Origin of the sequence: Paenibacillus sp. XY044, from assembly GCF_002257645.1 — a bacterium.
Lineage (GTDB): Bacteria > Bacillota > Bacilli > Paenibacillales > Paenibacillaceae > Paenibacillus_AQ.
The window spans coordinates 329,804-352,572 of record NZ_NQMO01000005.1 but is presented as its reverse complement, the minus strand read 5'-3'; the positions used below and the strand labels follow the sequence as shown (position 1 = coordinate 352,572).

Sequence of the window (22,769 nt, the reverse complement as noted above, 5' to 3'; positions counted from 1 at the left end):
ATTGGGCAAACTTTAGTTCAATCTATAGAGCATGCATTTTAACGCTTTTGAAAAGAGGAAAAACAATGAACAAACCATCCATTTATGGATTAACCTTCGATCAGCTGACTGCATGGCTGCTTGAATATGGACATAAACCATTCCGCGCCTCCCAGGTGTGGGACTATTTATATGTACAACGGGTCACCGACTTTGCCGACATGACGGATGCCAATCCGGACTGCGTGAAGCTGCTTGCGGAGCACTACGTCATCCAGACGCTCGAAGAGCATGTGAAGCAGGAGTCGGCCGACGGCACGGTCAAGTTCTTGTTCCGATTGCAGGACGGCAATCTGATTGAAACGGTGCTGATGCGCCATAAGTTCGGCCTTTCCGTCTGCGTAACGACCCAGGTCGGCTGCAACATCGGCTGCAGCTTCTGCGCGAGCGGACTGCTGAAGAAAAGCCGGGACCTGTCCGCCGGGGAAGTCGTGGAGCAGCTCATGAAGGCGCAGCTGTTCCTGGATCAGAACAAGCCGGGCGACCTCGTCAGCCATATTGTGGTGATGGGCATCGGGGAGCCGTTTGATAATTTTGAGAACATGGTCGACTTCATCAATGTGGTCAAGGACCGCAAAGGGCTGGCGATTGCCGGGCGCCATATTACCGTATCGACCAGCGGGCTGGCTCCGAAGATCATGGAATTTGCCGACCGCGATTTGAAGGTGAATCTGGCGATTTCGCTGCATGCGCCGAACAATGAGCTGAGAACCCGGATTATGAAGATCAATCGGGCTTATCCGATTGAGGAAGTCTTGGAGGCCATGGATTACTATCTGACCAAAACGAAGCGCAGGGTGACGCTCGAGTACATTTTGCTCAAGGACGTCAATGACGGCAGGGAACACGCAGCTGAATTGGCGGAGCTGATCGGTGACCGCAAACAGCTGGTCAATGTCAATCTGATCCCGTACAACCCGGTCGATGAGCACAGCCAGTATCAGAGAAGCGCGCAGGAGTCGATCCTGGCTTTCTATGATACGCTCAAAAAGAACCGGGTCAGCGTCAGCGTCCGGCTGGAGCATGGAACCGATATCGACGCGGCCTGCGGACAGCTTCGCAGCAAACAAATCCGCAAGGAAAACGGCAGAGGCACGAACCAGGCCAGCGCGGTAAACGGTTGATGCCGACATCCCGTTTATAGGGGATCAACTCAACACGCCATTCAGCATGAATAAACACGAAAAAGCCTGCAGATTTGCAGGCTTTTGTCATGTCTAGGGGCATCCTACGCGAATCATCCCTATCCTCAATCGGTTATCCGGCCACAGCCACGATGAATACGACCCATCCCGCCAAAAAGGCCACCCCGCCGATCGGCGTAATCGCTCCCAGCTTGCGGATGCCGGTCACGCTCAGCGCGTACAGGCTCCCTGAGAACAACACGATGCCCGCAAACAGCAGCCATCCAGCGAGCTGGAAGGTGCCCGAATGTTCAGCGGATGAGGCGAATAGACCGATCAGCAGCAGGCCAAGTCCGTGAGCCAGATGGTATTGGACTCCCGTCTGATAGGTTTTCTGCCGGTTGTCGTCGAGTCTTTCTTTCAGGGCATGCGCCCCAAATGCGCCGATGGCGACGGCCAGAAACATCATGATTCCGCCCAGAATCAGCAGCGTGTTCACATCAATCACCTCTAAGCGCCATCATAAGGTCTTGCGCCGCGGCCGTCAACGATTTGGATCGGGGGTGCGCCAATGATCCTTTTTCTTAATAATGCCGGCGGATATGGTGACTCCGTTTTTTCTTCTTCACAAACTTGTTCATACCGCTAGCCCCGGGTCCGCCGCCGACCGAGTCCTGCTGTCTGGTGCAGGGGCTGTCGATGGTGGAGTTCGTACCGCTCGTGCTGTGTTTGCCGGAACCGCTGGCAATTTGGGTGGCGGCAGCCTCCTCGCTTCCTTCCGGCATTTGAACCCGCTGGTGATTCAGAACAAAGATGGCTTCCTTCTTCCGGCGGCGCGAGCGTTTCCGCTTACCGCGGCAGGCGTGAGCGGACTCGCGGAGGATGCTGATGTTATCGGCGGTGCCGCCGGCTCCGACGCTGACCTGCTGGTCCGTATTCGGAGAACCGATGGCCGCGTTGCTTCCCGACGCGCTGCTGTGGCCTGCGCCGCTGGCAATCTGCGTCGTATTCGGGGCGTTGGTGAACTGATCGTTGATGACGAACACGAACTTATCGAACCTACGGAGTGGAACCTTGGTGGTCAGCCGTTTTTCGCCTCGGACGATGCTGACGATGAGCTTGCCCTGTGACCGTGAACGGGAGTGATTCTTCAGTCGTCTTGCCATATGCCGGCGGGCATAGCCGCAGCCGTAGCTTTTAAGATACCTCCTCATATCAACCATCCTTTGTTTATGGTATGGTTCATCCTAGTGATGTTAGCTGGATTTTGTGAGGGACAACTGTCTCGTAGGGGCAAAAAATAGGGCGTTTCATATAGAATGAACTAAGGAAATGAATGTTATAGGCCTCTATTGGGCCGTTACAACAGGAAGGTTAAATGCAAAACTTTAGTTCAATCTATTTAGCCGGATTTTGCGCCCGGTAGGTGATTAATGATCCTGTCGGTGATAAAATATAGCAAAACCGTCCGGCAATAGAGAACGGCCTGCCGGAAGATCTATCGATGTACGGTTCCGGCATAACAGTCCAGTCTGCCGGGGGCAGCAAAGACACTTGTAAACGCTTTAATCATAAACCGGAGATTGCTTGAGCACAGGCAATCATCCAGGAGAGGATGGGAATGCAATGCAGGTGAATCAAGTTCGCGAGTTGGCTGTGAAACTGAAAGAAAATATCGGGAGAGTCATTGTCGGCAAAGAGGAAGAAGTAGAGCTGCTGCTGACGGCCTTGCTGGCGTCGGGGCATGTGCTCCTAGAGGATGTACCGGGGACCGGTAAGACGCTGCTGGCCAAAAGCCTGGCGGCGTCCTTGTCGCTAAGCTTTCAACGGATCCAGTTTACCCCCGATCTTCTGCCGTCGGATTTGACGGGCATTCATTTCTACAACCAGAAGGACGGGGAGTTTCAGTTTCGTCCGGGTCCACTGTTCTCGCGGATCGTGCTCGCGGATGAAATTAACCGGGCCACGCCAAGGACCCAGTCCAGCCTGCTGGAATGTATGGAGGAGCGGCAGGTCAGCATCGACGGGGAAACGATGGCGCTGGAGCGGCCGTTTATGGTGCTCGCAACCCAGAACCCGGTCGACAATCAGGGCACATTTCCGCTGCCTGAAGCCCAAATGGACCGCTTTATGATCCGCATGAAGCTGGGTTATCCATCCGCAGCGGAAGGCAAAGAGATTTTGAAGCGGACGCAGGGTTCGTCCGGCTTAACCGCAGAGCGGGCCGAGCGCACCGCAACGGCCGGCGAAGTACTGGAGGCCCAGCAGCTGTGTACGCAGGTGGAAGTGAGCGAGGACTTGCTGGGGTACATCGTATCCCTGGCGGAAGCTACTCGCGTCCATGCGGAAGTTGCCCTTGGCATCAGCCCCCGCGGAACCCAGGCGCTGCTGCGTGCGGCGCAGGCTTATGCCGCGCTGAATGGACGGGAGTACGTACTGCCCGACGACATCAAGCATCTGCTGGTTCCGGTCTGCGCCCACAGGCTGGTGCTCAAGAAGCGCTACGGCGGGCAGCATGAGGCAGCCCTGCGCATTCTGCTTGAGGTGCTGGACCACATCGCAGTTCCCAGCGAAGCGGGACTGGAAAGCGGCGTGAGATAATGGCGATGCTGTGGCTGCTTCTGGCCTGCGGCGGCGTATTGGTGCTGCAGGGCCTGTTCCTGGGCAGAGGATCGCTGCGGAAACTGACGTACGAGCGCCATTTCAGCACGGAAACTTGTTACGTGGGGGACCGGATCGAAATGGTCGAAGTGATCGAAAACGGCAAAATGTTTCCGGTGCCCTGGCTGCGCCTGGAAGCGATGCTTCCCTCGTCCCTGATGTTCAAGCGCAGCCGGGAAACCTCCATCAGCGAGGGGAACATTTATCAGAATCATACGAGCTTGTTCATGCTTCGTCCCCGAACCCGGATTACCCGGACGCATCAAATCCAGTGCACCCGCCGGGGGATCTACCGGATGGATTCGGCCACGATGACCGGCGGGGACCTGTTCGCCGTCTACACCCCGTCACGGCAAATTTCGCTCAGCAAACGGCTCGTCGTCTACCCGGAGCTGCTGGGTGATGACCAGCTGCCGTCTTCCTGGAAAACATGGCAGGGGGAGCTCGCCGTACGGCGCTGGGTCGTAGAGGACCCGTTCCTCATTACCGGAATCCGGGAATACGCTGCGGGAGATCCGATGAACCGGATCCACTGGAAAGCTACCGCCAGAACGGGGGAGCTTCAGGTGCACAAGCACGGTTATACCGCCGATCCACGGGTCATGATTTGCCTGAACATCGAAGTGTCCGAGCAAATGTGGAACGTGGTGACCCGGCCGGAGACGGTCGAGGATGCGCTGTCCTATGCGGCCACCTGTACCGCCTCGCTGATCCACCAGGGCATGGCCGCCGGCTTCACCCATAATGCTTCGGTCAACCCGGAGAGCCAGGCCATGCTCCGGCTCGACCCGGATTACGGCACGGCCCATTTAGAGAACGTGCTGGAGGCGATGGCTGGCGTGGATATGAAGACGCGGATGTCGTTCCACGAATTGCTGCGCTTGGAAGCGGAGCGGGAGCAGGAAGAGACGGTCGATTATTTGCTCATTACGGCACATCTGTCTGAAGCGGTCCGCGAAAGCATCCGCGGACTCGAGAGTAAAGGCCACCGCGTATCGGTCGCGGAATGGACGGATGCGAGGGAGGCGGCGGTATGATGCGTCAGCAAGTGCAAGCCCGTTACCGGGGAGTCGTGGATGCGCTGTATTTCTCGCTGCTCGAGTCTGCTTCGCTGTACCCTGTAGCCGTGCTGCTCGCGGTATATGCGCTGCCGCTCCATCCGCTGCTCATCTGGCTGCTCGCGGGAGCCGTACACGCGGCAGGCGTGTTGGCCGGCAGGGAGCAGTCCCGCCGCGGAGGCGGCCGCCTGGGGACGCCGATCCTGCTGGCGGCCGCAGTGCTGCTGCCCCTGGCCGTCTTCGGCCTGCGGCTCGCCGCGGCGGTAGCGGCTTTGGCTCTGCTTGCAGCCGCCATCCGCGGGCTGATCGCCGGCCGCAAGCAGTGGTGGAAGACGGCGGTCCAGCGGCTGCCGCTGATCGGCCTTGGCGCCTCGCTTGTGCTGTATATTACGGCCGGCCAGGTCAGCGCCCTTCATCCGCACCGCACGTCAATGTACGTGATGGCCATGATCACGCTGTTTGCCCTGCTGCTGCGCATGAACGGCGAGCGGGTACGGGACGCCTCGCATGCCGAGCAGGCCGACCGCCAGCTGTTCGGCCGGATTCTAACGGCAAACCGCTCGATGACGTGGATCGTAATTGTCCTCATCGCCCTGCTCAGCGGATGGAAGGGCCTTGGGGCGATCTTCCTGCTCCTGAGGGACGGCATCCGGTCCCTGCTTCAAGGATTAGGGGGAGACGGTCAGCCTGCGGAACAGCCTCCGCAAGCACCGGCCGAGCCCATGACGCCTGATCTGGCCGGATTGGATCAAGGTCCGGTGCAGCACCCGATGTGGCTGAAAATCACAGGGTATGTCATCTTGGGCATTCTTTGTCTGATCGCTCTCATTTTGCTGGGGATGCTGCTGTATAAGCTGTTCCGGCGCTGGCTTCCGGAACGCATCCGGAACTGGGTACGGCACCTTGCTTACCGGCTCGGATTGCTGCGCCAGATCCGGCGGATTTCCGAAGAGACGGCGGACTTCGTGGATGAGGTCGAGAGAATCGACCGCGTCTCCGCCAAACCCCGCCGATTCCGCCGCTTCCGCAAGGAACAAGACATCAGCGGCAGCGATCCGCGTCAGGCTTACGAGAGCCTGATCCGCCGTGCGGTCAAGAAAGGATTCGCGTTCCGGGCGAGCCGTACTCCTGCAGAGAACGGCGCCGAACTTTCGGGGGGCGAGGGCCTCACTGGCCTGACGCCGGAAGCGGTCCATACGCTCATCGATCGGTATAATGCCGTTCGGTACGGCGGGAAAAGGGATCAGTAAAAAGCTCTGCTCCGCCAGCATGCTGCAGTCCATTTTGATTGGGAAGGTCCCCTAACGGGGGCCTTTTTTGGCTTCATAAGGCTTCCAATAGTTACGCCGAGGTAACTTCATTACGATAAAGTGCCTACTTACGCAAGAGAAATAGAGGAACTACAATGGGGTTGTGGTTCACGAACTAAATTGATCATAAAGGAGACATCACACTATGGAACTTCAATTGGCACTTGATCTTGTCGACATTCCCGGAGCCAAGGAAATCGTAAACGAGGTTGCTGAATATATAGACATCGTGGAAATCGGAACCCCGATTGTCATCAATGAGGGGCTTCGGGCGGTGAAAGAACTGAAAGAGGCCTTCCCCTCCCTGCGCGTACTGGCTGATCTGAAAATCATGGACGCCGGCGGCTACGAAGTCATGAAGGCATCCGAAGCCGGAGCGAGCATTATTACGGTTCTCGGCGTGTCCGATGATTCCACCATCCGGGGTGCCGTGGAAGAGGCCCGGAAGCAAAACACAAAAGTCATGGTCGATATGATCAATGTGAAGGATATTGAACAGCGTGCCCGGGAAATCGACCAAATGGGCGTGGATTATATTTGCGTGCATTCAGGGTATGACCATCAGGCGGCAGGCATCAGCTCCTTTGAAGACCTGCTGACGATCAAACGCGTGGTGACCCGCGCCAAAACGGCCATTGCCGGCGGGATCAAGCTGGGAACGCTGCCTCAGGTCATTGCGGCTGGCCCGGATCTGGTCATTGTGGGCGGAGGAATTACCGGTGAGGAAGACAAGCGGGCTGCGGCATCGCAGATGAAGCAGCTAGTGAGTCAGGTCTAAGATGAACACAGCCGATTATGCCTTCGAAATTACGAAGGAGCTGCAGCGATCGGTTACCCGCATCTCGGATGAAGAGGCGGACCAGCTGGCCGACATGATTCTCGGAGCCGGAAACGTATTTGTGGCGGGAGCCGGGAGGTCGGGCCTGATGGGCCGGGCGCTGGCCATGCGTCTGATGCATCTTGGGATCAACGCTTATGTGGTAGGCGAGACGGTGACGCCGGGAATCGGCCCGGAAGACCTGCTTGTGATCGGGTCAGGGTCAGGCGAAACGCAAAGTTTGGTTACGATGGCCAGAAAAGCCAAGGATATCGGTGCAGCGGTCGTAAGTGTAACCATTCACCCGGACTCCACGCTGGGCAGGTTGTCCGATCTCGCGGTCCGTCTCCCGGGTACGCCCAAGGATCAGCAGACGGCGGGCAGCGGAGAAAAGGCGACCATTCAGCCGATGGGATCGCTATTTGAGCAAACGCTGATCATTTTGTACGATGCCGTCATTCTCCGGTTGATGGAGCAGCGGGGCCAAAATTCCTCCCAGATGTTCGGCAGGCACGCCAACCTGGAGTAAAGCTTTACCTGGAATAGAAATCAAGCAATCCGAACAGGAGCCATCCCGGAGGTCGCAGACCGAGGGATGGTTCTTTTTTGCATAAAGCGAAAAAGCGAATCGTGTAGTATGCTATAAGAAGGAGGTGGCAGCGTGGCAACGGAAATCAAAGACCGTATTAATTTAAAGGAAATCAATTGCGCGAAGGAACTGACCCTTGCCGTGATCAGCGGCAAATGGAAGTTAATTATATTATGGCATCTGGGGCTTGAGGGGACGAAGCGGTTTGGCGAGCTGAAGAAGCTGATCCCCAATGTGACCCAAAAAATGCTGACCAACCAGCTTCGGGAGCTTGAAGACGATCAGCTGATTTCGCGAAAGGTATATCCGGAAGTCCCTCCCCGGGTGGAATACTCGCTGACGGAATACGGCCGCTCCTTGATGCCGGTGCTGCGGATGATGTACGACTGGGGCAGCCATTATGGGGACCGTGTCATTTGGAATGACGACAAATAACAGGGCTTCATTCTCTTCATCGGAACGAGTTTTTCCACCTTAAAAAAATATGAATGGCATCAATCCCCCGCAGAGACCAAGGCATCAGAGCGCTGAGCCCCACTTTGCGGGGTTATTTTTGTGACATCGCCTGCAAATGGGGTAATAATTAGAAATTGATTCCAATTTTAGGGGCTGCAAAGGAAGGGTGATGATGAAAGACCAAACGCCGACACGACGCATTGAAGCAGGCTATCTCATCCTTGTGTTTGTCATTATGATTCAGGAGCTGCTCATTTTTATCAAGGTATATGCAGACCAGACCTATACCACCCAGGAGCTGCTGTTCAGCCTGGGGACACTGGCTGCGCTGCTGATCGGTTTCTTTATGCCGGCCGGCGTTACGGCAGTGGCCGTCTTCTTCTATCTTGTGAGTTATTTTGTATGGCTGAACACTTATGCACATGTGGATATCTTATCCTTCTCATGGCTGCTGCTCGTTCCCGCCAACATGATCCTGGCCTCCGTGATTCATACCGGCCTGATCCGTAACAGGCGGTTGATTGAGCGGCTGGAGGATCTGAAGGACATGAGCCCGCAGCTGGACCTCGATACTTCCCTTGGGAACAAGCTTTCCCTGGAAGATGCCGTCATCAAACACTCCAATCTCGCCAAACGTTATCCACACCGGTACGACTTTTGCATGGCGATGTTCAAAATCGAATTTTTGCCCCTTGTCAAAGAGTCGCTTGGTTCCAGACGTTACGCCCGGCTGCTGATCGAGTTATCGTTCACGATTCAGAAGCAGATCCGTTATGAGGATTATAAATTTTTTATCGACCAAGGGCGCTTTGTAGTCTTGTGCCCGATGACGGATCAGGAGCATTTGCATCAGCTTACCGCCCGGATCAAGCAGGCCATGATGAATGTTGAATCTGTGGATCGAAGCGGGAGTCCGCTGAAGCTCGTCGTCCGCGCAGGGGCGCTCGTGTTCCAGCCGGAGCAGTACGGCAAATATGAACATATCGACGCGGTCATCGCCGCATTGGAGCGCAATACGGAAACCGATCTGATCGGTGAGTATGTGTAAGGAGAAAGGAGGGGCACCCGCATGTCGTATGCCCATTGGTTTATTCCTGTATGTATTGGCGTCAGCATCCTTTTTGCCGCAGCGGTGCTGGTGCTTACGATCGCCACGCTGATGTTCCGGGCCAAAGTAAAGAAAAAATACGATCGGGGGAATTTCAGTGGCTGACGTCATCCTGCTCCTGTCGATTGTATCGATCTGGATTGCCGTACTGGAGTCGATGGTCATCATGTCCGGCGCAATCCGGTTTGTGTACAGGCAGAACCGGGGGGCTCTGGTGCGCAGAGGGCAAATGGACGATTATCCGACCGTGACGGTGATGGTCCCGGCCCACAATGAAGAGTTGGTCATTACATCGACGGTGGAGCATATCCTGCAGCTGTATTATCCTCCGGAGAAGGTCCAGATCATCGTGATCGCCGATAACTGCACCGATCGCACGGCGGACAAGCTGAAGGCGCTGAAGGCGAAGACCAGCTATAAAGACAGGGACCTGATCCTATTGGAGAGAACCGGCACCGGCGGGAAATCGGGAGCTCTGAACGATGCGCTGAAGGAAGCCACCGGGGAATGGATCTGCGTCTATGACGCCGATGCCGCGCCAGAGCACAACGCCCTTTACTTTCTGATCCATAAAGCCATGGAGCAGCCTGAGCGTTACGGCGCGGTGTTTGGGCGCAACAAAGCGCGCAACCGCGGGCAGAACCTGCTGTCGCAGTTCATCAATCTGGAGCTGGTCACCATCCAGCGGGTGCATCATACCGGTCTGTGGGAGCTGTTTCGTTTGGGAACGATCCCCGGGACCAACTTTATCGTTAAACGCTCGCTCATGGAGGAGATCGGCGGATGGGACGAACATGCCATTACGGAGGACACGGCGGTATCCTTTGAAATTTTGGGCCGCGGCCAGCTGATCGCACTCGCACCGCAGGCAGAGGCCTATCAGCAGGAGCCGGAAAGGCTCGGCGTCTATATGAAGCAGCGCCAGCGCTGGGCCAAAGGGAATTACAGGGTGGTGATCGATAATCTCCACCATCTGTTTAATAGGAGCAGCTGGCGGATCAAGCTGCATGTGCTCTATTATGCCGCCAGTTACTTTTGGTTCATGGTGGCGATTATCGTCTCCGATCTCATTTTTATCGTCAATATCGTGTACCAGATCATGGCGTTCTTTTACCCGGACACGTTATCCCCGTTCCAATTTAGCAGCGACCTGTATGTGTATCTGGTTATCGCCTGGGCCCTGATGTACTACATTTATGTTCTTCAGATCAACCTGGCGCTGGCCACTGATATCGGACAGAGCAACGTCAGAAACTTCATCCTGTCCTGCGTGTCTTACTTCACGTATGCCCAGCTGTTTCTGGTCATTTCGCTGCTGGCCTTCTGGTCGATGATCGTCGATAAAGTAACGGGAAGACAGAGTAAGTGGTATAAAACCAAGCGCTTCGGGTAGGCGTTTCTCACCATTGCCCAGCCGCGGCATATAATGGACCGACCGGTACTTACAGAAAGGAGATCACGCCATGAGTTATCCCTCATATGGTGGATGGTGTCCCCATTATTACCCGCGGCCCTATTACTATTCATGGATTCGTGAATACCCGCAGATCAAGACTGATACCCTCAACGAGTCCATTCAGGGATATTATTCGCTGATGGAGGAAGGCTACAAGATTCTCAATAGACTGTCGGACCATTCCTTTGCCGTTCAGGTGATGACGGCTGCCCAGGCAGGCAACAAGCAGGAGGTGGACCGGCTGATGAAGTCGATCAGCAGCTCGTCGAAAATCTCGTCCGTGTTTTCCCCAAGCGGGATCGGGATTACCGTCGACCCGTTAGTTGAGACCAACCCATGCTGCAAGCTGGCTATGTTCCTGAAATGGGGAGATTAAAAAGTTTAACGGTGTGCATATTCAATGATCAGGCCCGAAACCTTTGCGTTTTGGGCTTATTGGCGTTCGATGCGGGGCTTCCAAAAGCCTGGGTTTCTTGATTCCTGCTGTCCTCAGCCTACGGAGTGCCGCGCCTCCTTGATCCTGTTGTATACTTAAATCTACGGAACGGACAACCTGTTCCGCGAGAGCACGGAATGACAGGACTTTGGCGAAAGCCGGGGTTATGATGACATACGAGGGGTGAGCGAATATGGCATGGGTGGAATCGCTGCAGCGGGCTATCGATTATATGGAGGACCATCTCTATGAGGACATCACCATCGAAGAGATCGCGAAGCAGGCGCACTCGTCGCCGTTTCATTTTCAGCGGACCTTTACGCTGCTGACGGATATAACGATCGGCGATTATCTACGGCGCAGGCGGCTGTCTCTTGCGGCGAAGGAGCTGACGGGGACGGATACCAAAATCATCGACCTTGCCTGCAAGTACGGATACGACACTCCCGAGGCGTTCTCGAAGGCATTTCGCAAGCAGCACGGCGTCACCCCGACGGAGGCGCGGAAAGGGATCGGGAAGCTGCAATTTTATAACCGCCTGGTCATCCAGGTGAGTCTGAAAGGAGCCGAACCGGTGAAATATCAAATCGTGGAGAGAGAAGCGTTTCAGGTCGTTGGAGTCAAACGGGCCTTTTCCTATGAAAATGGCCAGAACCTTGAGGGAATTCCGAAGATGTGGCAGGAGGTTCACCAGAACGGGGTCAACGACTTGTTGTTCCGCGTGAACAGCGGGCAGATCAAGGGCGTGCTCGGCGTGTGCCTTGATCAAGGGGCGGTGAGACCGAAGGAGATGGACTACTGGATCGCGACCGAATGCGATCAGGAAGTGCCGGAAGGCTTGGAGAAGCTGGACATCCCGGCTTCCAAGTGGGTAGTGTTCGAAGTGCGCGGTCCGATGCCGGATGCGATGCAGAACGCCTGGAAGCGGATTTTCTCTGAATGGTTTCCGTCCAGCGGGTACGAATATACCGGCACCGCCGAGCTGGAGGTTTATACAGACGAGGATCCTTCCAGTCCGGACCTGTATTCAGAAATTTGGATTCCGGTGAAGTAACGATCTATACAAGCGCTGCAGCCCAAACAAGGCCGCCTCTTTAGAGGCGGCCTTGACTGATGTTTAAGCGGCGGAAGCCGTCATTTAATTCCGACGCGCGGCTTACGGCTGGATTTTGGTCAAAATTTTCGCCTGGCTTTTGTCCTGGATCAACAGCTCGAAGCCCTCTTCAATGAGGTTGTCCAGCGCAATTTTCTTGGTGATTACCTGCTTGACGTCCAGCGTACCATTTGCGATTAAGGAAATAATTTCAGGGAAAATGTGGCGGTAGGCCAGGATGGCGGTAACGCTCGCTTCCTTCACCATCAGCTGCATCAGATCAATGCTCGCCGGTTTGGCGAACGCAGCGATCACGACAACCTCGCCGCCCTTCTTGACGGTGTTCACGGCATTGGTGAACGTCGGCTGCGCACCTGCGGCTTCAAAGGCCACATCCACGCCGGTTCCGGTCAATGCAATGATTTCTTCCTCGGTGTTCTGCCGGGCCCCGTTAATGATCGCTGTCGCACCGATCTCCTGAGCCTTCGCCAGCCGCTCATCGGAGACGTCCACCGCGATGATTTGGGCTGCGCCGGCCGCCTTGGCGGACAGAATGGTGAGGAGCCCGATCGGTCCGACGCCGAACACGGCCACCTTGTCGCCGACCTTCATGCGGCTGCTGCGCACCGCGTGAAAGGCAACGGCGGTGGGCTCCACCAGCGCGCCTTCCTCCAGCGACACGTGATCGGGCAGCTTATGCACCATATACGGCTGAACGATTGCATATTCGGCAAAGCCGCCGTTCGCGTTCAAGCCGACGAACCCGAAGTGCTCGCACTGGTTATACCGGCCCTGGCGGCAGTATTCGCACTCCCCGCAGTAGATCAGCGGCTCGATCGTGACCCGGTCGCCCACGCGGACGTTCGTCACGCCATCGCCGACCTCGGCGACCGTGCCCGTGAACTCATGTCCCAGCGTAAGCGGTGCCATCTCTCCGGAAATCGGGTGCGGCACTCCGGTTTGTACGCCGATACCGTGATGGTAAGCATGCAGGTCGCTGCCGCAGATGCCTGTCCATTCCACCTTAACCTTCACTTGTCCCGGCTTCACGGCGGGTTCTTCGATGTTTTCGATTCGTACGTCGTTGGTTCCATACCAAACGGCTGCTTTCATATCTATATCTCTCCTTGTCCAAGAAGTGGATGATGGGATTCGCCTTGCCTCAAGCAGGGCAAAAGTTAACCTTACCCTTTTATTGTACGCCCGGCTTATGTTTAAATAAAATTAATTGTGGTTACCTTAACTTAAGTTAAACTTATATAAGAAGGGGATAAGCTGCCTTGAATATCGATCAGCTGTCTTACGTGGTTGAAGTCGCCCGCGTGAACTCGCTTGCCGAGGCAGCGGGGAATTTGCATATTACCCAATCGGCGGTCAGCCAGGCGATCACGAGCCTGGAGCATGAACTGGGCCTGAAGCTGTTCAAGCGCTCCCGGCTGGGCACTTTTCCAACGGCCGAAGGCCAGAGTCTCATCAAGAAGATGACGGAAGCTGCCAAAATGATTCAGGAGATTCGCCTGGAAGCGGAGCACCGGACGCAGGTCATGAACGGCGAGCTGCGGCTGGCCACGATGCCTGCTGAAATGGCCGCGCTGGTCAAGGTCATCTCCCTGCTGCGCAGCGAGCATCCCGGGCTTCAATTTGAAATATCGGAGAAGGGTTCCAAGGAGATCATCAACGACATTCGGCATGATCTGGCGGATCTTGGCTTTGTAGGTCTGCCGGAAAGCATGCTGCATCAGGAGGGGCTTACGTTCGATGCGGTCTATACCGGCAAATTGATGATTGCCGTACCGCGCATTTCTCCGCTCGCCGCCCGCAAATCGCTGACGCCCGAGGAAGTCCGGGGGCAATGGTTTGCGCTGTATAAGGACGACTACGTCGATGCGTACATTAAGGAATTTACCCGCCAGTTCGGACCGGTGCGGGTGCTGTTCAAGACCAACAACGGCGGAGCCGTGCAGAGCGCATTGCAGGAGGGACTCGCCGTTACGGTAGGACATGATTATTCCTTTTACAGCCTGGGCGGACCGCTCCGCGACAATCTCGTCATGCTGGATGTCGAAGGTTTCGTCCAGGAGCGGGTTCACTTTGGCTGGATTTGGTCGGAGAGCCGAAAGAGGCCGGCATATCGGTATTTTATCGACCGTTTTAAACATGAATCCCGGTTTGGAGGTTGGGGAAACCAATGAAGCCTTTTACGATGAACGTCATCCAGATTATTCAAAATATACCGGAGGGCCGCGTGATGACCTACGGGCAAATCGCCGAGTTGGCGGGGAGCCGGAGAGCGGCAAGGCAGGTCGTGCGCATTCTTCATTCGCTGAGCAGGAAGCACCGTCTTCCTTGGCATCGGGTTGTGAATGCAAAAGGCGAGATCGCCATTGCGGAGGAGGAATCGCGCATGCTGCAAATTCTGTATCTTAACGGCGAGGGGGTAGAGGTCGACGCCGAGGGACGGGTTGACTTGGAGGCATATCGCTATCATCCGGCTTCTGTGGCCGATTGAGGTGCGGCCGGAGAATTCAGGAAGAAGCGAGCAATGCGCCCAGGTCTTTTCGATACTGCATGAATTGGGCTGAGGAAGGGATGACCCGCGCGGCGGACCGGATTCCGCCGATATTGATGCTTCGGACAACGGGATAAGGAGCAGACAGCAGCGCGTGCAGCAGGGAGAGATCCGAGGCGCTGAGCTGCCGGTACCGCTGGTAATATTCGACGGCGCGAAGCATTCCGCTCGCGTTCCAGGTAAAGTTGCGGTGGAGGATGTGGGATAAATCCTTCATTCGCACATGCAGTGAGCTGTTTTCAAAATCAATCAGATGCAGCTTCCCCTGTTTGTCCTTAATCAAGTTGGGATAATTGTAATCCCCATGGATAAAAGCGGATGCCTGCTGCTCCGCTGTAATTGCCGCAAGTAAGGCCGGCTCTCGCAGACGGCTTATTACTTCTTCGCAAAGAGGGACGAAGTAGCCTGTGTTATCGTAGCTTCCGAGCAGGTCCTTATATTCCGAGACATCGTTGTCCAAATCGAAATATCGGGTTCTAGAGGCAGGGGCTTCCCCTGCGGGAAAGCCTTCGGCGGCAGCGTGAAACCTGGCGAGCGCGCGAAGCCCTTTCCTTAAGTCCGTTGCCTTCCCAAAATCCGGCTGCCTTCCGTGCACCCAATTCGTCAGCATGTACACCGTGCCGCGATGGGTCATGACCGGTGAATGCGCGGTGGTAGGATGCACTTTTGGACTGCGGGTAAATCCCCGTTCATCCAGCCAGGCAAAGATCCGGGCTATATAAAAGACTTCTTCCGCCTGAACATCGTAGCCCTTTAAGCAGTAAGTACCCAGAGGGGTCCGAATCCGGAATACGTCCTTCACCCGCCTGATTTCGCGGATTCTCATTCCATAGGTTTCTTCAATGCCGGTCCTCAAGTCCGTCACAACAATCACCTCTTGTTATGGATTTGCCCACCTGCTCATGTATTCCATCGCTTGACGCCTGAGCGTCCAAGTCTGGTCTATCGTCTTCAGCATTTCAGCGCTTCTTTTGCTCCGGGGGAACCGGACGGCATACCAGGCTTCCCTCGGCAAACCGTATAATGCCTTGATCAATCTTCGCTCAGGTGGGCTTAAGGGCCGGATACCTTCGTATCCTCTTAAAAAAGCCTCCATGAATGTGGTGTTAAACCCGGTCGTATTCATAATTGTCTTGGCCGTATCCGCATAGGTGGAACCGACTCTGATAAAATCCCAGTCTATAATATGAAGACGCCCGTCATTTGCGATAATGACATTCGGTGGCGTGATATCGCCGTGAATAAGGGCGGGATTCGTCTTTTCCTGGGCGCAAATCCGGGAAATATCCGGATGGCGGATCTCGGACCATGCCTCATCGGAGAGGCGTTTCCAAGCCGCGCCGTATTTCTTGATGGCCCTTCGGAGCGTCGGACTTACGGAAGAAGCCTGAACCATGTTTTTCCGGAGAAGATGATCCTTGACTTTCCACAGCCGAACTTGCTCCAGGGTAGCAGATTGAGGTGAGTGCGGAAGCCCGCAGCGGAGGGTGTGAAGCTTTGCCAGGGCATGGCCCAGCTGCTCATAATCTTGCTCCGCCCCCAAAGGCGGCCCATGAATCCACTCCGTCATGTAAAAAGGTTTCCCTTGGCGCATGATCCACAGCTTTCCTGAGTCGGCAGGAAGCCAGTCCGGCATAAAGCCATACGCGTTGTTCATTAACAGGCGGACATACTTTGCGGCTGTTTTCATTTGGGCCGCCAGACCTGAGCGAAGATGGGGGTTCCGCTTATACGGCTTTAATGCAAACGTACCGAGGTTCGTCTGTATTTGGATCACGGCATTTTTTTGGTAAAGCGTAGAGACAGGCATGGAGCGAAGGGCTTGCAGGCGGAAGCGCCGAGAAATGCTGCGGATTTCCTTTTGACTAAGAAGATGTGCCATGGTGGGGTCTCCCTCCATTAGAATGTAACTTAGACGACAGCGCATGGTGTGATGACAGTTGATGTTTTTATCGTATTCTTTCTGTCGTGAAAGGTATGGATTCTCGCCTTGGATTTCGCAAAAGCTTATGGATTCCTATTAGGGTGGGCGCTGTTCCAGGGGTTGACTTTCCACTTAAGGGAAAGCTTTATACTGGAGCGGAGAGGAGGCTGGGAAATGTTCAAAATTACGGAATTTTCAAAAATAAGCCAGGTATCGGCCAAAGCGCTTCGCTATTATGACCAGATCGGGCTGCTGAAACCGTCTTTTACCGATCCGGATACAGGTTACCGCTTCTATACGGCGGATCAGCTGAAGCGGGTTCACCGGATCCTTGTTTTTAAAGACTTGGGGTTCACCTTGGAGCAGATGATTCCGCTGCTGGACGGAGCCTTGGGCACGGAACAGATGCGGGCGATGCTCCTTCATAAATCGGCCGAAATTACCGAGATGCTGAGGGAGGAACAGGCCCGCCTGAACCGGATCGGTGCCAGGCTGGATGAGCTAGACCGGAGTGAGGCTGGAGAGCCGCCCCTGGACGTCGTCGTGAGGGAAGCCGGCCCTGAATGGATCGCCTCCATTCGGGAAGTCACCTCCAAATCGAAGGTTCCGGGGCTGATCCGGGAGCTGCTGCAGGCCGTCAAAACGCTGTACAAGGGCGCTCTGAATCAGCGGGTGATCGTTCTGTGGCACAGCTGTGCCGAATGCGAGGACGCCGTGGACCTTGAGGTAGGCGTTCCGGTTGCGGGACCCCTCCCGGATCAGGGCCGGGTACGGGTTAGGGAGCTGAAAGGCGCCAAGCTCGCCTGTATCGCCCATTCCGCAGGCCTCGCGGGTTCCTATGATGTCACGGCCAAGCTGGCCGGTTGGCTCGAGGAGCAGGGATACGGCATCTCGGAGCAGGAGCCGAGCCGGGAGGTCTACTGGGAACTGCCGGAGCAGCCGGCCAGCCCGGTGCTGTCCGAGCTGCAGATGCCGATCGTGGGCAGACCTGGCGGGGCACCCGGGGCAGAGGAGGTGCAGGGTTGAGGGATAGCGGATGGATGCGGTCCGGCACCCTGCAAGTCCTCCTGCTGGCCGTGGGCATTTTTGTGATCAGTACCTCAGAGCTTCTGCCAATGGGGCTGCTGCCGGACATCGGGCGGCAGTATCACGTCACCGTTCAGACAGCGGGCTGGCTCGTCACAGCCTATGCGCTCGGGGTCGTCGTGGACCTCCCGAAGGCGGGAGGTCCTTTTTTGATTTTGCCGCCTTTTTTAATCTTTTTCTCCTTCCGGTGTCACAAATGCTTCCCCTTTCTCGTGATATATGCAAAACCAAAGCGGGGAGTGGACGTTATGGAAAAATTAACATGTGTCGTGGTCGGCGGCGGCTATGCCGGAATCAATGCGGTCAAGGCTTTGCAAAAATCGCTTAAAGGGGTTGGTCGGGAGCTCAAACTCATTCTGATCAACAAGGACCCCTATCACCTTCGCAAGGTACTGCTGTTCAAACCGGCGGCTCTGCAGGAGGATATTGCCGTCCCCTTGAGACGCTTGTTCCCCGAAGGGGAAGGGGTGGACATCGTTCAGGGGGAGGTCACGCGCGTAGACTTCGAAGCGCGGCGGCTGGCCTACAACCGCAGCGAAGGCGGGGAAGTGCTGCTTGGGTATGATATTCTCGTGATGGCGGCAGGAAGCATGGTCCGGCATCCGCAGCCGGATCAGGGCGGCATCGCGCTGACCTCGCCTGAAGCGGCTGAACAGATCCGCCGGATGTGGAAGCATAATCTACGCGAGGCGGCCGGCGCCGGTGCGGAGGAACGCGCCAAGCTGCTGGCATTTGCCGTGGCCGGAGGGGGCATCAGCGGCATTGAAACCTCGGCCGAACTGGCTCATGCCATCCGGGCGGATGCCGAGGGCTTGGGTCTCAATCCCGCGGACATCCGGGTGTACCTGGTCAATGCAGAGGAGCGGCTGTTTGCGCAGGGTCCGGCGAAGGTGTCCCGTAAACTGGAGGGTCTGCTTGCCGACGAAGGGGTCACCACGCTGCACGGACGCAAGGTCATCCGGGAACGGGACGGGGTGATTGCCCTTTCCGACGGGAGCGAAATTTCGGCAGGGCTGTGCATATGGACGCTCGGCATCGTACCGAATCCACGCCTTCAGAGCATGGGTTTTCCGGTCACTGCCGAAGGAAAGATCGTCGTTGATGCGAGCTATCGGGTGGAAGGGAAGCCCGGCGTATACAGCATTGGGGATTGCGCGCAGATCATCGATCCGGAAACGGGCAAGGCGGACGGAATGACCTGCAAGGAGGCGGGCGCTCAGGCGACCAGGCTCGGGCAAGTCGTGGCGGCGGATGCGGAAGGCCGAACTGCACCTGTCCATAAAGGGTACATGGATGTCTTCTGCTTCGGCCTCGGTCCGGACAAAGGAATGGTCTGGACCCGGCAGTGGGGACTCGATATGATCATACAAGGGAGACTCGGCTGGAATATTCGGAAATTCACCTGGGATCATGCGAGTCTGCTCAAGTGAGCACTGCTATGCCAATAGGAAAGGTGAGCATCCGATGAGGGAACTGTATGAAAATTACCGGCCGCTGCTGTTTTCTATCGCTTATCACATGATGGGCTCCGTGTCCGATGCAGAAGATGCGGTGCAGGACGTTTTCGTGAAGGTCGCGGACCGGGATATGTCGCAGCTGATTGAACCGAAAGCCTACCTGTGCAAAATGGTTTCGAACCGCTGCCTGGATATGCTGAAATCCGCCCGCAGGCAGCGGGAGCAGTACTTCGGGCCGTGGCTGCCCGAGCCGGTGGAGACGTCGGCGGAGGACACGGCTGAAACAGTCGTACGCGGGGAGCTGCTGTCCTATGCGATGCTGGTGCTGCTGGAACGGCTGTCCCCGCTGGAGCGCGCCGTGTTTATCCTGCGGGAGGCGCTGGGTTTCGAATATCCGGACATTGCGGAACTCGTCGACAAAACGGAGGTTCACTGCCGCAAGCTGTTCAGCCGGGCCCGGGGCAAAATGGGGTTTGATCCCGAGATGCCGATTCAGCCGGAAGCCGCGGACGAGGAGTGGGTCCACCGGTTTCTGGCGGCCCTGAAGCAGGGAAGCATGGATTCCGTATTGTCCCTGCTCTCGAAGGACGTCGCCATTACGTCCGATGGTGGCGGTAAAGCGTCCGCTGCGGTTCAGCCGATCATGTCGCCGATCTTCGTCGCCCGCTTTGCTCTGGGAATCTATCATAAATTTTTGGCCTTTGAGGGCGGCATACAAATGGAACATGTCTCACTGAACGGCCAGGCGGGGCTTGTGTTCCGGTCGAAGGAGGGAATCGAGGGCGCCATGCTCCTTCATGTGGAGGATGGCCGGATCCGCGACCTGTATATCGTCAGAAACCCCGATAAGCTTCAGCATCTGTAGAACGATGGGTTAACGTATCAGTTACTCCAGTTAGACGAATACTGATTAAATGCCCCGGGGAGTCCCCGGGTCTTTTGCTTTTTTCTCGCCCCCTAGAAAATACCTGGGTAATTTCCCCCATCATATGGGTAATACATGTTTACGGCTGAATCCAAACATCTGGGGTGGACATTGTGGGAAAAAGAGAGAGGATTACCTATCTGGAGCTGTTGAGAGGTATATTGATCATCGCGGTAGTCGCCATTCATACGACTTCGTTTTCGGTCACGAAGCTGCCGACCGGCTCGGCGTTATACCCGCTCTACTATATCGTGAATGTCGGCTGCAACTTCGCCGTTCCGGGATTTCTGTTCCTGAGCGCACTCCTGCTGTTCTACCATTACGATGGGCGGCAGCTGAGTTGGCTTTCTTTTTATAAAAAGCGGGTCAAGAAGGTCGTGGTCCCCTATCTATTCTGGTCGTTCTTCTATGCCGCCTATTACACGTACGATCACCGGCTTTCGCTGGAGCAGGGCTGGAACCGCTTCTGGAAGAACCTGCCGCTGGGGGACAATTACGAGCACCTGTACTTCATGATCATTATCGCGCAGTTCTACCTGCTGTTTCCGCTGTTCATGCTGCTGCAGAAGGCTCCGGTGCTGAAGCATCATCCGCTCGTTTTCGGAATCGCCATCCAGCTGGCCATCTATTTGCTGAACTATTATGTTTGGCATATGGACGAAGTCGGCACGTTTATCGGATCGTATATGCTGTATTTATACCTGGGGGCGTATGCTGCCAAAAAGATGAGGGAGAAAGGCGTCCAGCAAGCCTTTGGCTCAGGTATGGGCTGGATGTTCGCTGCATTTGCAGCATCTGCAGTCGTGTATGTAGGGCAGAAGTGGCTGCAGACGGCCGCACCGCACTGGGTTTCGCAGCCTTATCTTTCGTACGTCAACAAGCTGTCCGAAGGATTGTATTTCTCGCTGGCCTGCTTATTCCTGCTGCAGCTGGCGCGGGGATTCCGCCAAGGAAGCCCGCTGTACAGGGCGCTGTTTTCACTGGGAACGTATTCGTATGGCATTTACCTGCTGCATCCGTTCTTCCTGCTCCTGTGGCGGGAATATGTGCAGCAAAACGGTCCAGTCTCCTATCATCTGCTCTTATGGGCCGGCGGAGCGCTGTCCATCCTGCTGTCATGGGTGATCGTCAAGGCGGTCTCCCGGACGCCGCTGGCACCATACATTGTTGGCGAATCCGCGAAATAGTCATAATTTCCCCTATTCATTTCCCAAGCGATCCTCTATCATATAACACAGGCATTGAAGGAGGACACGATGAGATGAGAAAGTGGTTTTTCATGCTCGCGGTCATCATCATCCTGGTGCTGGTAGGCTTCAGAAGCGTACAGCATCAGATCGGTGGCACGGGCAAAAGGCACGTCACGACAGAAACCGAACAGGGGGCACCCAAGCAAGACGGGGCTTCGGCGAAACCGGACCCAGAGTCCCCAACCAAGGAAGAAAGTCCGTATTTGGACGTCAATTCGAATCAGGTGCATCTGGGCAACCTGCTGCTGGTCAACAAGGATCATCCCGTTTCCGGGGATGCGGTAAAGAAGGACGTTGTCAATCTGTTTGATCATAAAGAACTGATGGAAGGATACAGCCTGCTGGACGCGCATATTATGCTGTCCGAGGATTTGGCACGCCATTTTATGACGATGGTGGATGCGGCCAAGAAGGACGGTGTGGATCATTTCCTCATCAGCAGCGGCTATCGCGATTTTGACAAGCAGGAGGAGCTGTATAAGGAAAAGGGCTCCAAATACGCCCTCCCGGCCGGTGCCAGTGAGCACAATTTGGGACTATCCATGGATATCGGCTCCAGTTTGAAGGAGATGGACCAGGCCCCTGAAGGAAAGTGGCTGAAGGAGAACGCCTGGAAGTACGGCTTTATTCTGCGGTATCCCGAGGACAAAATCAGCATTACCGGCATCGAATATGAACCGTGGCACTTCCGGTATGTCGGCCTGCCGCACAGCGCCGTGATGAAAGAGAAGAATATGGCGCTGGAAGAATATCTGGACTATTTGAAGCAGCAGGGGAAGATCACGGAGACGGTGGAGGGCAAGACCTATGAGATTGCTTATTATCCGTCGGCGGATATGGCAAAAATGGATAAGCCGGCTTCCGCAAACTATGAAATTTCCGGGGATAATATTGATGGGGTCATTGTCACGACCGAGAAAGAGCAGGCAGCGGAATAAAGGGGCGAGACGTAACTGTAACCATTTGGCTGCTTGACTCTGCTGAAGGCAAAGGAGTAGGATAGTTGCATGACTATCAAACTAACGTCAAAAGACGATGAGAAGCGAACCAAAATTTTCAAGGCGCTGTCGGAAGTGAAGAGGATCGAAATGATCCGGTATCTGGTTCAGCATCCGGAGCACAAAACATGCGGTGAGGTCGGCGAATCGCTTGGGATGGACAAGTCCAACGTGTCGTATCATCTCAAGATTTTATATGAGGCCGACCTGATCCACATTTACCGGAAAGGCCAGAATAAATACGGACAGCTTAGAGAGGATACGTTTAACGCATTTTTGCCGGGTTTCCTAGACAGTCTATGATTGGGCGGGAAACCTCTCTTTATTCTGGATAATTTGAAAGTTTTAAAACTATCTGAAAAGATCAGAAAGTATACATTTCGGAGCTTCTGCTTCCTGATCTCGCAAGAAAA

The 22,769-nt window shown here is 55.5% G+C and carries 25 protein-coding genes; 20 read left to right on the top strand and 5 right to left on the bottom strand.

From position 1 onward, the window contains the following. Positions 1 to 65 precede the first annotated feature (65 nt). On the top strand, positions 66 to 1,163 hold the full coding sequence (rlmN, locus tag CJP46_RS21420) for a dual-specificity RNA methyltransferase RlmN (protein WP_094597660.1): 1,098 nt from the start codon (positions 66 to 68) through the stop codon (positions 1,161 to 1,163). Between the two features lie 133 nt (positions 1,164 to 1,296). Here the strand turns inward: rlmN and CJP46_RS21415 are convergent, their stop codons facing one another. Together CJP46_RS21415 and CJP46_RS21410 are read right to left on the bottom strand one after the other, a co-directional pair. After that, complete coding sequence (locus CJP46_RS21415) at positions 1,297 to 1,662, bottom strand: DUF423 domain-containing protein (RefSeq protein WP_094597659.1); 366 nt, start codon at positions 1,660 to 1,662, stop codon at positions 1,297 to 1,299. A gap of 85 nt (positions 1,663 to 1,747) precedes the next feature. Next, a complete protein-coding gene (locus tag CJP46_RS21410; protein WP_256992452.1) occupies positions 1,748 to 2,377 on the bottom strand; it encodes a hypothetical protein in 630 nt (209 codons plus the stop codon). 412 nt (positions 2,378 to 2,789) lie between these two features. On the opposite strand from CJP46_RS21410, the gene CJP46_RS21405 reads away from it, so the two are divergent. From CJP46_RS21405 to CJP46_RS21360, 11 genes are all read left to right on the top strand, one after another. Beyond that, positions 2,790 to 3,764 carry an AAA family ATPase gene (locus CJP46_RS21405; RefSeq protein ID WP_094597658.1) on the top strand — a complete coding sequence of 325 codons (975 nt, stop codon included), beginning with the start codon at positions 2,790 to 2,792 and terminating at the stop codon, positions 3,762 to 3,764. A 5-nt stretch (positions 3,765 to 3,769) separates the two neighbouring features. Then, positions 3,770 to 4,861 carry a DUF58 domain-containing protein gene (locus tag CJP46_RS21400; RefSeq protein ID WP_256992451.1) on the top strand — a complete coding sequence of 364 codons (1,092 nt, stop codon included), beginning with the start codon at positions 3,770 to 3,772 and terminating at the stop codon, positions 4,859 to 4,861. Next, positions 4,858 to 6,132: a DUF4129 domain-containing protein gene (locus CJP46_RS21395; RefSeq protein ID WP_094597656.1), complete on the top strand. Its 1,275-nt coding sequence runs from the start codon at positions 4,858 to 4,860 to the stop codon at positions 6,130 to 6,132. Before CJP46_RS21400 ends, CJP46_RS21395 begins: the two co-directional genes overlap by 4 nt. 205 nt (positions 6,133 to 6,337) lie before the next feature. Beyond that, positions 6,338 to 6,970, top strand: a complete 633-nt coding sequence (gene hxlA / locus CJP46_RS21390) for a 3-hexulose-6-phosphate synthase (RefSeq protein WP_094597655.1) — start codon at positions 6,338 to 6,340, stop codon at positions 6,968 to 6,970. 1 nt (position 6,971) lies between these two features. Next, positions 6,972 to 7,538, top strand: coding sequence for a 6-phospho-3-hexuloisomerase (gene hxlB, locus CJP46_RS21385; RefSeq protein WP_094597654.1), 567 nt, complete (start codon positions 6,972 to 6,974; stop codon positions 7,536 to 7,538). Between the two features lie 132 nt (positions 7,539 to 7,670). Continuing rightward, positions 7,671 to 8,033, top strand: coding sequence for a winged helix-turn-helix transcriptional regulator (locus CJP46_RS21380; RefSeq protein WP_094597653.1), 363 nt, complete (start codon positions 7,671 to 7,673; stop codon positions 8,031 to 8,033). Between the two features lie 193 nt (positions 8,034 to 8,226). Then, a complete protein-coding gene (locus tag CJP46_RS21375; RefSeq protein WP_094597652.1) occupies positions 8,227 to 9,102 on the top strand; it encodes a diguanylate cyclase domain-containing protein in 876 nt (291 codons plus the stop codon). Between the two features lie 21 nt (positions 9,103 to 9,123). Beyond that, positions 9,124 to 9,267, top strand: a complete 144-nt coding sequence (locus CJP46_RS36615; protein ID WP_179281259.1) for a hypothetical protein — start codon at positions 9,124 to 9,126, stop codon at positions 9,265 to 9,267. Continuing rightward, positions 9,260 to 10,555, top strand: a complete 1,296-nt coding sequence (locus CJP46_RS21370; RefSeq protein WP_094597651.1) for a glycosyltransferase family 2 protein — start codon at positions 9,260 to 9,262, stop codon at positions 10,553 to 10,555. The genes CJP46_RS36615 and CJP46_RS21370 overlap by 8 nt, the downstream gene beginning before the upstream one ends. A gap of 70 nt (positions 10,556 to 10,625) precedes the next feature. Further along, on the top strand, positions 10,626 to 10,994 hold the full coding sequence (locus CJP46_RS21365) for a YuzC family spore coat inner layer protein (RefSeq protein WP_094597650.1): 369 nt from the start codon (positions 10,626 to 10,628) through the stop codon (positions 10,992 to 10,994). Between the two features lie 253 nt (positions 10,995 to 11,247). Continuing rightward, entirely contained in the window at positions 11,248 to 12,108 is an 861-nt protein-coding gene (locus CJP46_RS21360; RefSeq protein ID WP_094597649.1) for an AraC family transcriptional regulator, read from the top strand. 102 nt (positions 12,109 to 12,210) lie between these two features. On the opposite strand, the gene CJP46_RS21355 is transcribed toward CJP46_RS21360, so the two are convergent. Further along, complete coding sequence (locus tag CJP46_RS21355) at positions 12,211 to 13,260, bottom strand: 2,3-butanediol dehydrogenase (protein WP_094597648.1); 1,050 nt, start codon at positions 13,258 to 13,260, stop codon at positions 12,211 to 12,213. A 167-nt stretch (positions 13,261 to 13,427) separates the two neighbouring features. On the opposite strand from CJP46_RS21355, the gene CJP46_RS21350 reads away from it, so the two are divergent. Together CJP46_RS21350 and CJP46_RS21345 are read left to right on the top strand one after the other, a co-directional pair. Then, positions 13,428 to 14,339, top strand: a complete 912-nt coding sequence (locus tag CJP46_RS21350) for a LysR family transcriptional regulator (RefSeq protein WP_094597647.1) — start codon at positions 13,428 to 13,430, stop codon at positions 14,337 to 14,339. Continuing rightward, a complete protein-coding gene (locus tag CJP46_RS21345; RefSeq protein ID WP_094597646.1) occupies positions 14,336 to 14,656 on the top strand; it encodes an MGMT family protein in 321 nt (106 codons plus the stop codon). Before CJP46_RS21350 ends, CJP46_RS21345 begins: the two co-directional genes overlap by 4 nt. 16 nt (positions 14,657 to 14,672) lie before the next feature. Here the strand turns inward: CJP46_RS21345 and CJP46_RS21340 are convergent, their stop codons facing one another. Continuing rightward, positions 14,673 to 15,581 (bottom strand): phosphotransferase, encoded by a 909-nt coding sequence (locus CJP46_RS21340; protein WP_256992450.1) that lies wholly within the window; start codon positions 15,579 to 15,581, stop codon positions 14,673 to 14,675. A 15-nt stretch (positions 15,582 to 15,596) separates the two neighbouring features. After that, positions 15,597 to 16,598: a phosphotransferase gene (locus CJP46_RS21335; RefSeq protein ID WP_179281258.1), complete on the bottom strand. Its 1,002-nt coding sequence runs from the start codon at positions 16,596 to 16,598 to the stop codon at positions 15,597 to 15,599. A 216-nt stretch (positions 16,599 to 16,814) separates the two neighbouring features. On the opposite strand from CJP46_RS21335, the gene CJP46_RS21330 reads away from it, so the two are divergent. The 6 genes from CJP46_RS21330 (at position 16,815) to CJP46_RS21305 (ending at position 22,659) form a co-directional block, all read left to right on the top strand. Next, positions 16,815 to 17,666, top strand: a complete 852-nt coding sequence (locus CJP46_RS21330; protein WP_094597644.1) for a MerR family transcriptional regulator — start codon at positions 16,815 to 16,817, stop codon at positions 17,664 to 17,666. Further along, on the top strand, positions 17,663 to 19,156 hold the full coding sequence (locus CJP46_RS21325) for an NAD(P)/FAD-dependent oxidoreductase (protein ID WP_306431064.1): 1,494 nt from the start codon (positions 17,663 to 17,665) through the stop codon (positions 19,154 to 19,156). Before CJP46_RS21330 ends, CJP46_RS21325 begins: the two co-directional genes overlap by 4 nt. 34 nt (positions 19,157 to 19,190) lie before the next feature. Continuing rightward, on the top strand, positions 19,191 to 20,048 hold the full coding sequence (gene sigJ / locus CJP46_RS21320) for an RNA polymerase sigma factor SigJ (RefSeq protein ID WP_094597643.1): 858 nt from the start codon (positions 19,191 to 19,193) through the stop codon (positions 20,046 to 20,048). A gap of 173 nt (positions 20,049 to 20,221) precedes the next feature. Then, positions 20,222 to 21,295, top strand: a complete 1,074-nt coding sequence (locus tag CJP46_RS21315) for an acyltransferase (RefSeq protein WP_179281257.1) — start codon at positions 20,222 to 20,224, stop codon at positions 21,293 to 21,295. A gap of 74 nt (positions 21,296 to 21,369) precedes the next feature. Next, positions 21,370 to 22,296, top strand: coding sequence for a M15 family metallopeptidase (locus tag CJP46_RS21310; RefSeq protein ID WP_094597641.1), 927 nt, complete (start codon positions 21,370 to 21,372; stop codon positions 22,294 to 22,296). A 69-nt stretch (positions 22,297 to 22,365) separates the two neighbouring features. Next, positions 22,366 to 22,659 carry an ArsR/SmtB family transcription factor gene (locus CJP46_RS21305; RefSeq protein ID WP_094597640.1) on the top strand — a complete coding sequence of 98 codons (294 nt, stop codon included), beginning with the start codon at positions 22,366 to 22,368 and terminating at the stop codon, positions 22,657 to 22,659. Positions 22,660 to 22,769 lie beyond the last annotated feature (110 nt).